Genomic DNA, 14786 nt, shown 5'->3' with positions numbered 1-14786 from the left:
CGGAACCACACGGTCTCAGGCCTTCGTCAACGGGACTTTCGGGACGGTGCGGACGCTGCCCGCCGCTTTCGGCGGCGAGACCGGCGCATCCGGCTTGGGGCCGCGCTTCAGGCTGCCGGCCGGGCCGGCCTTGGCCTTGGCGCCCCCCTTGGCGCGGGGCTTGCGCGGCGTTCTTTTCTCGGCCGCGGCAGCGACATCCTTCTCCGGCTTGGGCTTGGCCGGCCCATCGGGGAATTCGAGGCCGAGCACCTTGATGCCGGTCTCGGACTGGACGACCACGACCTTGACCGCGCCGCCATTCTTCAGCCTGCCGAACAGCACCTCGTCGGCGAGCGGCGTCTTGATCGTCTGCTGGATCAGCCGCGCCATCGGGCGCGCGCCCATCGCCTCGTCATAGCCGTTCTCGACCAGCCAGTCGCGCGCCTCGTCCGAGAGCTCGATCGTGACGTTGCGGTCGGCGAGCTGGGCCTCGAGCTGCAGCACGAACTTGTCGACGACCCGCGCCACCACCGTTTTCGGCAGATGGCCGAAGGAGATCGTCGCGTCGAGCCGGTTGCGGAATTCCGGCGCGAACAGCTTGTTGATCGCCTCCTGGTCGTCACCTTCGCGCTTGGTGCGGGTGAAACCATAGGCGTTCTTGGCCATATCGGCGGCCCCGGCATTGGTGGTCATGATCAGGATGACGTTCCTGAAATCGACCTGTTTGCCGTTATTGTCGGTCAGCTTGCCGTGGTCCATCACCTGCAGGAGGATGTTGAACAGGTCGGGATGGGCCTTCTCGATCTCGTCGAGCAGCAGCACGCAATGCGGGTGCTGGTCGATCTGGTCAGTCAGCAGCCCGCCCTGATCGAAGCCGACATAGCCGGGAGGCGCGCCGATCAGCCGCGAGACGGTGTGACGCTCCATATATTCAGACATGTCGAAGCGCACGAGCTCCACGCCCAGCGACGAGGCCAGCTGACGCGCGACCTCGGTCTTGCCGACACCGGTCGGTCCGGCGAAGAGATAGCAACCGATCGGCTTCTCGCCGTCGCGCAGCCCGGCGCGGGCGAGCTTGATCGAGGAGGACAAAGCCTCGATCGCCTTCTCCTGGCCGTAGACGGTGCGCTTCAGCGTGGTCTCGAGATTGCGCAGCACCTCGGCATCGTCCTTGGAGACGGTCTTGGCCGGGATGCGCGCCATCGTCGCGATCGCCGCCTCGATCTCCTTGACGCCGATCGTCTTCTTGCGCTTGGCCTCGGTCACCAGCATCTGCGAGGCGCCGGTCTCGTCGATCACGTCGATCGCCTTGTCCGGCAGCTTGCGGTCGTGGATGTAGCGCGCCGAGAGCTCCACCGCCGCCTTGATGGCGTCGTTGGTGTAGCGCAGCTTGTGGAACTCCTCGAAATAGGGCTTCAGCCCCCTCAGGATCTCGATCGTGTCCGGGATCGACGGCTCGTTGACGTCGATCTTCTGGAAGCGCCGGACCAGCGCCCGGTCCTTCTCGAAATACTGGCGGTATTCCTTGTAGGTGGTCGAGCCGATGCAGCGCAGCGAGCCCGAGGCCAGCGCCGGCTTCAAGAGGTTCGAGGCGTCCATCGCACCGCCCGAGGTCGCACCGGCGCCGATCACCGTATGGATCTCGTCGATGAACATGATCGCCTTCGGGTGCTGCTCGATCTCCTTCATCACCTGCTTGAGGCGTTCCTCGAAATCGCCGCGATAGCGCGTGCCGGCGAGCAGCGTACCCATGTCGAGCGAGAACACCGTCGCGTCCTCGAGTACCTCTGGTACCTCGCCGCGGATGATCTTCAGCGCCAGCCCCTCGGCGATCGCGGTCTTGCCGACGCCGGGCTCGCCGACCAGCAGCGGATTGTTCTTCTGCCGGCGGCAGAGGATCTGGATGGTGCGCTGCACCTCGGCCTCACGGCCGATCAGCGGATCGATGCGCCCGTCGCGCGCCTTGCGGTTGAGATTGACGCAATAGGCTTCGAGCGCGCTTTCCTTCTTCTTCTTGTCCTTGTCGCCGTCATTGCCGGAATCGGAGCGCTGCTCGCGCTGCTGCTCCGGCTCCTCGTCGGCACCGCGCACGGCGCGCGTCTCGCCGGCGCCGGGGCGCTTGGCGATGCCGTGGCTGATATAGTTGACCGCGTCGTAGCGGGTCATGTCCTGCTCCTGCAGGAAATAGGCGGCGTGGCTCTCGCGCTCGGCGAACATGGCGACGAGCACATTGGCGCCGGTCACCTCCTCGCGGCCCGAGGACTGGACATGGATCACCGCGCGCTGGATCACGCGCTGGAAGCCCGCCGTCGGCTTGGAATCGTCGCGCCCGTCGGTGACGAGATTGGTCAGCTCCGCGTCGATATAATCGACGAGATTGCGGCGCAGCGTGTCGAGATCGACGCTGCACGCCCGCATCACCGCGGCGGCGTCCTGGTCGTCGACCAGGGCCAGCAACAGGTGCTCCAGCGTGGCGTATTCGTGATGGCGTTCATTGGCGAGCGCGAGGGCCCGGTGTAGCGCCTGTTCGAGGCTGCGCGAGAAGCTCGGCACGGTCAGCGCTCCTGATCCAGTTCTCGGGAAATGGTGGCGTTCAAGATCACTTCTTCTCCATCACGCATTGCAGCGGATGCATGTGCTTGCGGGCGAGATCCATCACCAGCGTCACCTTGGTCTCGGCGACCTCGTAGGTGAAGACGCCGCATTCGCCGACGCCGTTCTGGTGGACATGCATCATGATCCGCGTCGCCTCGGCCCGGTCCTTGTTGAAGAAGCGTTCCAGCACATGCACGACGAATTCCATCGGCGTGTAATCGTCGTTGAGGATGAGGACGCGGTAGAGATTGGGCTTGCGGGTGCGCGTCCGGGTCAGGACCGCGGCGCCGGTGCCGCTGCCGTCCCGGCCACCATCCACCGGGATCGCCGGCGGGCGCGGCTTGCTCGCCAGCCGGGGCTCGATCCGGCCGAGGCGCTCCACCGGGCGGGTGCCGGCAGGAAGGTCCGTTTCGATCGGCATGATGGCTGCTTGGCTCAAGAGTTCTCTTTCGGCGCTAGACCCCAAGATAGTGCTTCGCCCGAGAATTTACAGGCGTCGCGCCGGCTTCGCCAGCCCGTTCCGCACGAACGCCCACAACCTGTATCCGCCATGCAAAAAGCCCGGCCTTTGGCCGGGCTTTCGTAGATCGCGTTGCTGCGGCCGGCGCGATGCCGGCCTTCGGCTCATGCCGTGCAGATCACTTGGCCGGGGTCGGAACCGACTTGGCGACGATGCCTTCGAACGGCTTGTAGGCGTCCTTGGCGATGGCCGAGAAGAGCTCGCCCATCTTGGTGACCTGGGCGACATAGCCCTCGAAAGCGGTCTTGACGTAGTCGCTCTGGATCTCGATGGCCTTGTCCAGCGTCTTGACGCCGGCGAGCTTCTCGATCGCGGCCGTGCCGGCCTCGAACGACTTCTTGGCATAGTCGGTGGCCTCGACGGCGAGCGTCTGGACGCCCTTCGAGGTGGCGCCGAACGACTTCAGAGCGGCGTCGACGTTCTCTTTGGAGGCCTTCTGGATGGTCTCGAACTGCTGGATCATGTTTTTCCCACAGCGCCTCGGGGACGCCGCCTCTTGCTGGCGAGCCTTGCGGCCCAGGTTCCTCGCCCCAAGGTCGGATGAAACGCTCATCACCGGGGACCGCCTTCATATTGTGCACCGCAACATAAAAGTCAAGAACGCATTGCAATGCATCAAATGCAAAGCTGCCCAGCCCGTCGAGGGAATGGTTCGCAGCAATACCGAGGACCGGCCGGCAGGCTTAACACCTCCGTAACCGCATCGCTCTAACCTCTCTGAGTGTGTCCTTCCCGCCACGTCGAGTTTCAGGCGCTGCGGGGGCTGTAGTGTCGAGTTGAGGCGGGTTTCATGGCTTCTGGTTGCGTTGGTACCGGGCGCGGACGCTGGTTCGCGTTCATCGGTCTGGTGAGTGTCGCTGCCGTGACCCTGGTCGCGACGGCTTCCCCCGCTGAGGCGGCCCGCAAGAAGCGGCGCCAGGTCAGCGGCGGCTACGCCCCGCCCTATGCCGCGATGGTGGTCGACGCCAAGAGCGGCCGCACCCTGCACGCGGTCAACGAGGATGCGGCGCGCATCCCCGCCTCGATCACCAAGGTGATGACGCTCTATCTGCTGTTCGAGCAGCTCGAGCGCGGCCGGCTGAGCATGGACTCCCCGCTCAAGGTCTCGGCCAACGCCGCCCGCGAGGCGCCGTCGAAGATCGGCTTCGAGCCGGGCGAGACGATCGCCGTCCGGGACGCGATCCTCGCCCTGATCACGAAATCCGCCAACGACGTCGCGACCACCGTCGCCGAGAATGTCGGCGGCTCCGAGGACGAGTTCGCGCGGATGATGACCGCCCGCGCCCGTTCGCTCGGCATGAGCCGCACGACCTTCTACAACGCCCACGGCCTGCCGCATGATCCGCCGAACATCACGACGGCGCGCGATCTGACCATCCTCGCCCGCGCCATCCAGGAGCGCTTCCCGCGCTACTATCCGATGTTCGGAACGCGCGTCTTCAACTATGCGGGCGGCGCCTACCGCAACCACAACAAGCTGCTCGGCCGCATCGAGGGTGTGGACGGCATCAAGACCGGCTACACCCGGGCCTCGGGCTTCAACCTGATGACCTCGGCCAAGGCCGATGGCCGCCATGTCGTCTCCGTGGTGCTCGGCGGCCGCTCCGGCGCCGCCCGCGACAAGGTGATGGCCGATCTCGTGGTCGCCGCCCTGCCCCGCGCCACCAGCGGCGGCCGCAGCGCCCCGATGGTCGCCGAAGCGCCCGAGCCGCAACCGGAACGCGCCCGCATCGCGGCGCCCGCCGTCGCGCCGGAACCGCCGGCCCGGCCGGCGGCTATCGCCCAGGCTGCCGCCGCGCAGGCTGTCGTCGCCCAGGCGCCCGAGCCCGCCCCGATGCCGGTGCCGCGCCCGCGCATCGAGCCCGAACTGCCCGCCGCCGCCCGCGCCTATGCCGCGACGCCGACCACCACCCCGATCGCGCCGCCGCGCACGATCTCGGCCAGCGCCGGCCAGCCGCTGCAGCTTTCCGGCATGCGCCCGGTCAGCGCCACGACGACCCCGTCCGCGATGCGCTGGTCGATCGGCGCCCCGGCCGCCGATGGCAAGGTCCTGCGCCCGCCGGCGAATGTCGACACCACCTCCTCGATCGCCAAGGTCGCCGAGCCGGCGCCCGCCGCCCAGGTCGCGTTGGCCCAGCCCGAGCCGCGCAAGATCGAGGCGAGCGAGCCCAAGCCCGCCGCGCGCCCCGTGGAAAAGGCCGCACCGGCCTCGAAATGGGTGATCCAGCTCGGCGCCACCGACGATGAATCGAAGGCCAGGGACATCCTTGCCCGGGCCCGCGCCAAGGCTGCCGGCCCGCTCGCCGACGCATCGCCCTTCACCCAGAAGGTCGAGTCGCGCGGCACCACCCTCTATCGCGCTCGCTTCGCCGGCTTCGAGGAGTCCAAGGACGCCGAGAAGGCCTGCGCCCAGCTCAAGCGCGGCGGCTTCGCCTGCTTCGCGACCCGCGGCTAACCGGACCAGAGAAGGAACTCAGCCATGTTTCTTCAGCAAGGTATCCTTGGCCTGATTGACGCGGGCGGCAAGGCCGCTGGTACCCCCGGCGTCAGGATGGATGCGTTTCATCAAAGCCCTATGGGCCTCGCGAACCGCCTCCTCCCCCGCGCCCGGCTGAAGCCCCAGGATCTCGTAGGCCTCCTGATCCGTCATCGCGCCCGCGCCAGGCGCGCGGCCCTGCCCCGGGTCTCGGTGTCGATCAGCGTCTTCACGCCAGCCGGGCGCCCGGCGGTCGAGATAAGCCTCTAGCAGCCGGGCCCCGTCCGGGTCCGTCGCGAGGCATTCGCGCATCAGCACGCTGAGCTCGCCGAGATTGAGTTCGTCGAGATCGCGGCCGGCGAAACCGCCGGCCTGCACCTTTCCGGTGACGCCGCCGCTGTCATGGTCGAGTTCCATGGCGAGCAGGACCGAAGCGACCTTGGAGCGGCCTGCGGATTTCGTTCCGCCCCAGTCCTTGGCCCAATCCGGCATTTTGAGCCCGCCCGGCCCATAGGCGCTCCAGCCGAACAGCCAGGCGCCAAGGCCGCCCATGAAGATCGCCATGTCGAGGCGCCCGCGCAGCATCATCAGCCCGGCCACGGCGAGCGCCGCCGTGCCGCCGACGACCTTGCCGAGCCTGACCAGTTTCTTCGGGTCGGCACCCGCGAAGAGCTTTGAAAAATACCAGACCAGGATGACGGCTGCGATGCCGTAGAGCAGCGTCACGATTTGCGGCCCTCCATCGCCGTCAGCAAACCTTGGGCGGCCGGGCTCGCGCCCGCCAGCCGCAGCAGCGCCTCGCGGCCGCCGCTGGCATAGGCCGCGGCACCGCGCAGCAATTCGAGCAGCGAGTTCGGGGCGTTGACGTCGAAGCGCGCATGCGCCCCGCCGGTCAGCCGCGCGATTTCGGCGAAGGCCGCGCTCGCCGCCGGGTCGAAGCCTTCCTGGAAGACGAAGCCGCGTACCCCGCGCAGGCCGAGCTCGCCGGCGAGCGCGCAGAGCCTGTCGACCTCCTCCTCCATCGCATCGCCGACATAGACGAAGGCGCGGATCGGAACCCGCCTTTCCTCGTCGCGGATATGGGCCAGCACGCGGCCGATCTGGGTCTGCCCGCCCTGGCAGGCGATACCGTTCATCAGACCGGTCAGGCGCCGCGGCTCGCCGATCCAGCCCGAGGCCCGGCATTCGGCAAGGCCGCGGAAATAGACCAGCTGGACCGCGAGGCCGCCGGTCCTGTCGGCGACCTCGAACATCCTGCCCTGCAGCGAGCAGGCGAGATCCCAGCTCGGCTGGCGGCTCATCGTGGCGTCGAGCGCGAAGACCAGCCGGCCGGCCTGGCCGGTCGCGAGCGGAGCGAGCTGCTTCGCCGCCCCGAGGAAGCGGTCGATCTCGCCGGGCTTCGAGCGCGCCGCGCCCTCGCTCGGTCGCGTCTCCCTCGCCTTGCCTACTGCCTTGCCGTCTTCGTTCGCCATGTCCCTCGCCAAGTCGCTCGCCGGGATTCGCCTCTTCCGAAGATATTGGCCGCGCCGCCGGCATTTGCTACCCGTCCGACAGCGCGCCTTCCGTTTGGCCAGCCTCGGTCGGACGGTCGAAAGCCGCTCAACGCAATGGATTGGGCATCTCGGTGCGCGGAAGTGACCCTACTTCGCGGACACTGCCCGGGAGAAACGGCATGGGGCAGGTCGCGGTTTTCGAGTCGGTCAAGGCGATGCGCGCCGCGGTAGCCGGATGGCACGCCGCTGGCGAGAAGGTCGCGCTCGTGCCGACCATGGGCGCGCTGCATCAGGGCCATATCGCGCTGGTGGCCGAGGCGCAGAAGCACGCGAAACACGTCATCGTTTCGATCTTCGTCAACCCGACGCAGTTCGCCCCGCACGAGGACTTCAAGAAGTATCCGCGGACTTTCGAGAGCGACCGGGCGCAGCTCGCCGAGGTCGGCGCCGACGCGATCTTCTTCCCGCCGGTCGAGGAGATGTATCCAGCGGGCTTCGCGACGCGCATCCTGCTGCTCGGACCGGCGGCCGTCGGCCTCGACGACCGCTTCCGGCCGACCCATTTCGAAGGCGTCGCAACGGTTTGCTGCAAGCTCTTCACCCAGAGCCGGGCCGATTTCGCGGTCTTCGGTGAGAAGGACTACCAGCAGCTCAAGGTGGTGACCCGCATGGCCGCCGATCTCGATCTCGGCATCGAGATCGTGCCGCTCGCCACCTTCCGCGAGCCCGACGGCCTCGCCATGTCCTCGCGCAACCGCTACCTCTCCTCCGAGGAGCGGGCGCTGGCGCCGCTGCTCCACCGCGTCATGCAGGCGCTGGCGGCACGGCTGCGCAACCGCGACGACCTGTTCCGCGCCGTCGGCGAGGCCCAGAGCGAGATCATCACTGCCGGCTTCGAGCTCGATTACCTCGAGGCGCGGCATGCGCAGACGCTCGCCCCCGTGACCTCGCTCGCCGATGGCCCGATCCGGATCCTCGTGGCGGCGAGGCTGGGCGGCACGCGGCTGATCGACAATATCGGGGTGTGAGACCGGGCCGGGACCGGCAGGCGCCTCGCCGGGGAGGCGCCGCGCGAAGCGCTCAGCGCGGACAGACGTCCCAGAAGCCCTGGGTGCGCTCGGGGTTGGTATAGTACCAGCAATAGCCTGGCGCCGGCGCCGGCGAGGTCGCATAGGCCGTGGCCGCCGTGGCCGCGACGAAGCCGATCGCCGCTCCGGAGACGACGGCCATGCCCGGATGCCACCAGTAGCTCGTCGGGCGAACCCAAACCGCGCCCGCAGCGGCGGGCGGCCGGCGGCCCGGACGCACCACCGTGGTGCTCCTGCCCACGGCGACATTGCCCTGCGGCCCGCGGGCAGCATAGCTGCGCCCCGCCACAGCGCCGCCCCGCGGGCCGACGGCAGCGCCGCTCCGGACGACCGCGCCGCTGGTCTTGACGACGAGATCGGGTGCCGCAGCCGAGACAAGCGGAGCGGCGGAAGAGAGCGGCATCGCCGCCAGGCCCTGAAACGGCATGGCGACACATGCGGCCAGGACCGCAGCGGCAAAGCGGATCGGCATCATCGTTGTTTCCCCCAGGCTGTCGTCGCGGAGTACCGCCCTCGGCGGCCTCCGGCCCGAGAACGCCTGAGTCGCGCAGCGAGAGTCAAATACCGTACTCTGCCGCGGCCGGCATGCCCGGCATCGCGCGGCTGCGGGGCCCGCGCTACAGCAGCCCGAGTTCCGCCAGCTCGCGCCGCATCTGCTCGGGCATGGCGCCAAGATCGCCGCTGCGGCCGTCGATGTCGCGCGGCGCGTCCTTGTCCTGCAGATAGCGCCAGCCCTGGAACGGCCGGTACGGCCGGGGCTCGACCGGAACGACCACCGGCTCCATCACCAGATGGCAACGTCCGATACCCTCGGCATCGGTGAAGGGGCGGATATCGATCAGGCGCTGGCGGGCGCTGAGCTGGCCCTTGATCACCCAGTAGAGCGAGCCGCCGGAGACGATCTCCTCGATCCGCTTCGGCACCATGCGGGTGGTATGGAGCTGTTCGGCCGGCTCGCCGCGGGCGCGGCGCTGCGCCTGCCGCTCGGCGATCCATTCCTCAAGATCGCTGATCGATTCGGCGCCGACGCAGAGCTTGAGCAGATGAAGCGGCATGGCCGGCAACCTAGTCCCCTCGGCCCGGTCCGGCCAGAGGCCGCGGCCCGTTTCCCACAAGCCGGCCGCCCTGACGGGTGCGGCATGTTCGCTCGTCCTCGCGGGGATCGGAGCAGGTACCGGCCGCCGGCCAAGGCGGCCTCGCGGTCATGACGTCGCCGCGACTGCAGGCTACTAAGATCGGCGACCCGAACGGAGACAAGACATGCAAGGACTCGCAGGCAAGGCCATTCTCGTCACCGGTTCCTCGACCGGAATCGGCCAGGCAATGGCGCGGCGGCTCCTCGCCGAAGGCGCCAGGGTGCTGGTCCATGGCCGCGACGAGAATGAGGTCAAGGCCGCCTGCAGCAAGCTCGGCAGCGGCTGCCACGGGGTCGCCGGCGACCTTGCCGAGCCCGCGACGGCCCAAGCGCTGGTCGACGCGACCTGCAAGGCCTTCGGCCGCATCGACGGGCTTGTGAACAATGCCGGCATCTATCCGCGCGGCGTCATCGGCGAGAGCACCGCGGCCTTCTTCGACCATGTCTTTGCCATCAACACCCGCGCGCCCCTGCTCTGCGCCGAGGCCGCGATCCGCGCCTTCCGCCTGCAGAAATCGGGCGGAGCCATCGTCACCGTCGGATCGATCAACGCGCTCTGCGGCCAGTCCGACCTCACGGTCTATTCGATGTCCAAGGGCGCGCTGACAACCATGACGCGCAATCTCGCCGACGCGCTCGGCAGCGAGCGGATCCGCGTCAATCAGCTCAATGTCGGCTGGACCTTCACCGCCAATGAGGACGCGACGCAGCAGCGTCATGGCCGCAAACCCGGCTGGGAGAAGGACGTCTCCGCCCTGTTCGCACCGACCGGCCGGCTGATGCAGCCCGAGGAGATCGCCGCCCATACCGCCTTCTGGCTCTCGGACGACAGCGCCCCGGTCTCCGGCCAGATCTACGAGGCCGAGCAATACCCGCTGATCGGCCGCAACCGCTCGCAGATGAGCTGAGAGGTGACCGTACAGTCCGCAGAATACGCGCCCTGGCTGGCGCGCTGGGGACTCGTTCCCGATGGCGCGCCGATCACCACGCATTCCAGCCGCCTGCTGCCGGTCCGGCGCGGCGACGAGCCGGCGATGCTGAAGCTGCCGGACGCGCCCGACGAGCGCCTCGGCTACCTGCCGCTGGAATACTGGAATGGCGACGGCGCCGCCCGCCTGCTCGCCTGCTCCGACTCGGGCGATGCCATGCTGATCGAGCGCGCCACCGGATCGCGCTCGCTCGCCGCCATGGCCCGCAGCGGTGCGGAGGGCGACGACGCGGCGACCGTGATCCTCTGCGACGCCATCGCCGCCCTGCAGAAGCCGCGCGGGCCGGAGCCGTCAGGCCTGATCCCGCTCGAAACCTGGTTCGCCGACCTCTTCCCGATGGCACAGGAGCGTGGCGGCATCCTCGCCCGCTCGGCTGCGGCAGCCCGGCAGCTGCTCGCGGCGCAGCGCGAGGTCCTGCCGCTACATGCCGACCTGCACCATGACAATGTCCTCAATTTCGGAGCGCGCGGCTGGCTCGCCATCGACCCGAAATGCGTTATCGGCGACCGCGCCTTCGAATACACGATCCTGTTTTGCGACCCCGATCTCGCCGATCCCAAGCCGCCGGTCGCCACCCTGCCCGGCCGCTTCGAGCGCCGGCTGGAGATCGTGCTGGCGAAATCCGGGCTGGAGCGCGAACGCCTGCTGAATTGGATCCTGGCCTGGTGCGGACTCTCGGCCGCCTGGTTCCTCGGCGATGAGGACCCGCTGGCGGAGATCAATTTTGCCGTGGCAGCAAGGGCGGTCGTGGCGCTGGATGCGGGTTAGCACCGTCGTTCCGCGCGCCGCGCCGAGCATATTGGCGCGGGATCCCCTCTCCTGGAAGGAGAGGGGTAGGAGTGAGGTGTTCGGAGCGGAAACGTTGGCCTGAACCCGACCGCGCGGAGAAGGCTCGCGGAACTGGGTAAACAGCCTACACCTCACCCTGCCCTCTCCTTACAGGAGAGGGTTCCCCGCGCCTTCTTCGTCGGATGGGGGATCGCCTGGTGATCGCGATCCCTTCACTCCCCGAGCACCACGACCTTCGCACCCTCGGCCACCTGCGCGCCCGGCTCGGCGCCGAGTTCGGTGACGGTGCCGTCGCGCGGGGCGGTCAGCATGTGTTCCATCTTCATCGCCTCGACGATGGCGAGGCGCTGGCCCTTCACGACCGCCTCGCCCGCCCGAACGAAGAGCGCGATCAGCTTGCCGTGCATCGGCGCCTTGATCACGCCGCCCGAGCCGCCGACCGCATCGAGATCGACACTGAACGGGTCGAACAGCGAAACCGCCGTCTGCCGGCCGCGGTGCAGCGCGAGATAGGTGCCGCCCTCGGCCCGCGCCAACGTCACCTCATGCTCGCCCTCGGCCAAAGGATGGCCCGGCAGCGAGACGCGGGCATCGTCGCCGCTCCATTCGATCTTCGCCTCGATGCGCTCGCCATCGACCAGCAGCGGCAGGCCGAGCGCCGGGCGCGGCATCAGCGAGAAGGCGTCGGCGTCGAGCCAGGGCGAGCGCGCCTCGCCTTCCGCCCGGACGGCGGCGGCCTCGAGCCCGGCGAGCTGGCGCTCCTCCTCGAGCTGCAAGGCGGCAGCCGCGACCGCGGCAGCGTCGAGCGGCTGCGGCTCGGCCCCGAGCGCCGCGATGTTGCGGTCGATGAAGCCGGTGTCGAACGGCCCCTTCCGGAAGCCCTCGGCCTCGGCCAGCTTCTTCAGGAAGGCGAGATTGGTGCGCGGGCCGGCGACGATGGTCTCGCCGAGCGCGAAAGCAAGATGATCGAGCGCCTCGTCGCGGGTGCGGCCATGCGCGATCACCTTGGCGATCATCGGATCGTAATGCGGCGTCACGGAATCGCCGGCCTCGACGCCGGTGTCGATGCGGATGTCCTCACTCTGAGGGAATTGCAGCGCCCAGAGCTTGCCGGTCGAGGGCAGGAAGCCCTTCTCCGGGTCCTCGGCATAGAGCCGCGCCTCGACGGCGTGCCCTTCGGCGCGGACATCCTCCTGCGCGAAGCCGAGCGGCTCGCCGGCCGCGACCTTGAGCTGGAGCTCGACGAGATCGAGCCCTGTGATCGCCTCGGTGACGGGATGCTCGACCTGGAGACGGGTGTTCATCTCCATGAAATAGAAGCGGTCAGCCTTCAGCCCCTCGCGGCCATCGGCGATGAACTCGACCGTACCGGCCCCGACATAGCCGACCGCGCGCGCCGCCTCGGTCGCCGCCTTGCCCATAGCGGCGCGCACCTCAGGCGTCATGCCCGGCGCAGGGGCTTCCTCGATGACTTTCTGGTGGCGGCGCTGCAGCGAGCAGTCGCGCTCGTAGAGGTGGACGACATTGCCATGGCTGTCGCCGAACACCTGGATTTCGACATGGCGCGGCGAGAGCACGTATTTCTCGACCAGCACGCGCGCATCGCCGAAGGCGTTCTTGCCCTCGCGCTGGGCGCTGGCGAGCGCATCGGCGAAGTCCTCCGCCCGGTCGACCTTCTTCATGCCCTTGCCGCCGCCGCCGGCGACCGCCTTGATCAGCACGGGATAGCCGATGCGCTCGGCCTCCTTGCTGAGAAAATCGACGCCCTGCTCGGCACCGTGATAGCCCGGCACGACCGGGACATTGGCCTTCTCGACCAGCGCCTTGGCGGCGTCCTTCAGACCCATGGCCCGGATCGCCGAGGCCGGCGGGCCGACGAAGACGATGCCGGCGGCGGCACAGGCATCGGCGAAGTCGGCGTTCTCGGAGAGGAAGCCATAGCCCGGATGGATGCAGGCCGCGCCGGCCTGCTTCGCCACCGCGAGTATCTTGTCGGCATCGAGATAGCTCTCGCGGGCCGGCGCCGGGCCGATCCGGTAGGCCTCGTCGGCCATTTCGACGAACAGCGCCTCGGCATCGGCGTCCGAATAGACGGCGATGGTGCGCAGGCCGAGCCGCCTGGCGGTGCGGATCACCCGGCAGGCGATCTCGCCGCGATTGGCGATCAGGATGGAGGGCAGTTTGGCGGCAATCGACATACAAGCTTCCTCGGGGACATCCTCGAACCGATGCCCCGTTATAGCCCAGCCGCGGCCCTTGTCTGCGCCATGTTGCGCAGGGTGCGGATGGGCGCTTGCACCTCTTCGTCATTCCGGGGCTTCGCACAGCGAAGAGCCCGGAACCCATGGACACGGCGCAGCCAGGCAGACCGCCGCCCTCGACGTGCCCCATTCTGGAAGGTGGTGTTCATGGGTTCCGGGCTCGCGCCTTCGGCGCGCCCCGGAATGACGCCGAGCCTCAGGCCAGCAGCCCCAGCCGCCGCCCGAGCTTCAGCGTCAGCGTCGTGCCGGCGAGTAGCCCGATGCCGAAGACCCAGCCCGAGACCGCCCCCGCCGAAATGCCGGAGAGCAGCGTGCCGACCGTGCAGCCGAGCCCAATCACCGTGCCCCAGCCGAGCAGCGCCCCGCCGATCAGCCCGCGCAGCACATGGCCTCCACCCGGACGCTTCGGCTTGAACTCGCCGGCGGCGAGCGCCGCCGCGAAAGCCGAGGTGACGATGCCGGCGATGAACAGGCCGTTCGGGGTCAGCAGCGCGTCGCGGATCGCGGTGGCGCAGCCGCGAAAACTGTCGAGCCCTTCGAGGCGCGACGGCAGCAGCTCGAAATGCGTCGCAAGCTGGCGCGAGCGCGAGCCGATCTCGGCGGTGACGCCGAGCGGCGAGAGGCGCAGATAGGCGGCGATGCCGATCAGCCCGACGAAGAGCCCGCCGAGCCAGGACGGCCAGCGCCGCAGGAAGATCGCGGCCAGCGGATCGGCAGCGGCAGCTGGCGCGTCCGGGCCTGCGGCGCGCCGGCCGGTGCGCAGCAGCCAATAGGCAAGCCCCCCGAGCACGAAGAGCCCGGCGATCAGCGCGCCGCCATAGCCGAGCTGACGCGGCAGCCAGAGCACCGGCGATTCCGAGATCGTGCCGAGATAGAGCGGGTTCCAGCTCAGGAAGCCGAGGATGAAGCCGCCGACCGCACCGATCAGCGCGAAGGGCGAGGTCGGCGAGCCCTCCCCGAGCCGGTAGAGATGAGCGCTGATGCAGGAGCCGGAGATCGCCATACCGGCACCGAAGGCCAGGCCCGCCAGCAGCAGCGCCGGGCCGACCGGGCCGATGTGGGCCGTCGGCGGCAGGCGCGTCCCCGACGGATCGGGCAGCCAGGCGCCATAGATCAGCGTGTAGCCGACGAGCCCGACGCCGAGCGCCGCGAGGATGCCGAGCAGCCCCTGCGAATCGCGCCTGTCGAGCCAGTCCTTCCAGATGCAGAAGAAGCAGAAACGCGAGCGCTGCAGCACGAAGCCGAAGGCGACGCCGAGGATCAACGAGAGCTGGAGCTGCGCCGCCGGCTCGGCATGGCGGCCGACGAGCTGGACTGCCGCAGCGAGGCCGATCAGGACGGCGGCCGCAATGAAAAGGCGCAGCGGCGGAAGCGTACTCGCCTCCACCGCCCCGCTCTGCCGGCGCGCCTGCTCATAGTCGAGCGCGCCGCCATCGTCGGAAATGCTCATGGCTCTGGAGC

At 68.8% G+C, this 14786-nt stretch carries 13 protein-coding genes; 4 read left to right on the top strand and 9 right to left on the bottom strand.

The genetic code is table 11. The annotated features are described in order from the left end of the window. Window positions 1-15: 15 nt before the first annotated feature. From clpA to J0J10_RS20900, 3 genes are all read right to left on the bottom strand, one after another. Window positions 16-2532, bottom strand: coding sequence for an ATP-dependent Clp protease ATP-binding subunit ClpA (clpA, locus tag J0J10_RS20910; RefSeq protein WP_291648859.1), 2517 nt, complete (start codon window positions 2530-2532; stop codon window positions 16-18). Between the two features lie 46 nt (window positions 2533-2578). After that, entirely contained in the window at window positions 2579-2995 is a 417-nt protein-coding gene (gene clpS, locus J0J10_RS20905) for an ATP-dependent Clp protease adapter ClpS (RefSeq protein ID WP_291648976.1), read from the bottom strand. A gap of 217 nt (window positions 2996-3212) precedes the next feature. Continuing rightward, window positions 3213-3557 (bottom strand): phasin family protein, encoded by a 345-nt coding sequence (locus tag J0J10_RS20900; RefSeq protein ID WP_291639296.1) that lies wholly within the window; start codon window positions 3555-3557, stop codon window positions 3213-3215. 327 nt (window positions 3558-3884) lie between these two features. Between J0J10_RS20900 and J0J10_RS20895 the strand changes: the two genes are divergently transcribed. Then, window positions 3885-5549, top strand: a complete 1665-nt coding sequence (locus J0J10_RS20895) for an SPOR domain-containing protein (protein WP_291648856.1) — start codon at window positions 3885-3887, stop codon at window positions 5547-5549. 18 nt (window positions 5550-5567) lie between these two features. Here J0J10_RS20895 and J0J10_RS20890 read toward each other — a convergent pair whose 3' ends face one another. Continuing rightward, complete coding sequence (locus tag J0J10_RS20890; RefSeq protein ID WP_291648854.1) at window positions 5568-6296, bottom strand: J domain-containing protein; 729 nt, start codon at window positions 6294-6296, stop codon at window positions 5568-5570. Continuing rightward, the gene (locus J0J10_RS20885; protein WP_291648852.1) at window positions 6293-7042 is read right to left on the bottom strand and encodes a VWA domain-containing protein; all 750 of its coding nucleotides are present in this window, start codon (window positions 7040-7042) and stop codon (window positions 6293-6295) included. The genes J0J10_RS20890 and J0J10_RS20885 overlap by 4 nt, the downstream gene beginning before the upstream one ends. Before the next feature lie 200 nt (window positions 7043-7242). Between J0J10_RS20885 and panC the strand changes: the two genes are divergently transcribed. Further along, window positions 7243-8091, top strand: a complete 849-nt coding sequence (gene panC / locus J0J10_RS20880; RefSeq protein WP_291648850.1) for a pantoate--beta-alanine ligase — start codon at window positions 7243-7245, stop codon at window positions 8089-8091. A 52-nt stretch (window positions 8092-8143) separates the two neighbouring features. Here the strand turns inward: panC and J0J10_RS20875 are convergent, their stop codons facing one another. Further along, a complete protein-coding gene (locus J0J10_RS20875) occupies window positions 8144-8623 on the bottom strand; it encodes a hypothetical protein (protein ID WP_452115938.1) in 480 nt (159 codons plus the stop codon). A 145-nt stretch (window positions 8624-8768) separates the two neighbouring features. Further along, the gene (locus J0J10_RS20870) at window positions 8769-9206 is read right to left on the bottom strand and encodes a DUF1489 family protein (RefSeq protein WP_291639285.1); all 438 of its coding nucleotides are present in this window, start codon (window positions 9204-9206) and stop codon (window positions 8769-8771) included. Window positions 9207-9411: 205 nt separating this feature from the next. On the opposite strand from J0J10_RS20870, the gene J0J10_RS20865 reads away from it, so the two are divergent. Then, window positions 9412-10194 carry an SDR family oxidoreductase gene (locus J0J10_RS20865; RefSeq protein WP_291648848.1) on the top strand — a complete coding sequence of 261 codons (783 nt, stop codon included), beginning with the start codon at window positions 9412-9414 and terminating at the stop codon, window positions 10192-10194. Window positions 10195-10197: 3 nt separating this feature from the next. Beyond that, on the top strand, window positions 10198-11043 hold the full coding sequence (locus J0J10_RS20860) for an aminoglycoside phosphotransferase family protein (protein WP_291648846.1): 846 nt from the start codon (window positions 10198-10200) through the stop codon (window positions 11041-11043). 233 nt (window positions 11044-11276) lie between these two features. Here J0J10_RS20860 and J0J10_RS20855 read toward each other — a convergent pair whose 3' ends face one another. Then, window positions 11277-13262, bottom strand: coding sequence for an acetyl/propionyl/methylcrotonyl-CoA carboxylase subunit alpha (locus J0J10_RS20855; protein WP_291648843.1), 1986 nt, complete (start codon window positions 13260-13262; stop codon window positions 11277-11279). 259 nt (window positions 13263-13521) lie between these two features. Then, complete coding sequence (locus tag J0J10_RS20850) at window positions 13522-14775, bottom strand: YeeE/YedE family protein (RefSeq protein WP_291648841.1); 1254 nt, start codon at window positions 14773-14775, stop codon at window positions 13522-13524. Window positions 14776-14786: the final 11 nt, after the last annotated feature.

This window comes from Allobosea sp. (assembly GCF_017308075.1).
Taxonomy (GTDB): Bacteria; Pseudomonadota; Alphaproteobacteria; order Rhizobiales; family Beijerinckiaceae; genus Allobosea.
Note: the sequence above shows the minus strand (reverse complement) of the source record. Positions and strands in the feature narration are given on the sequence as shown.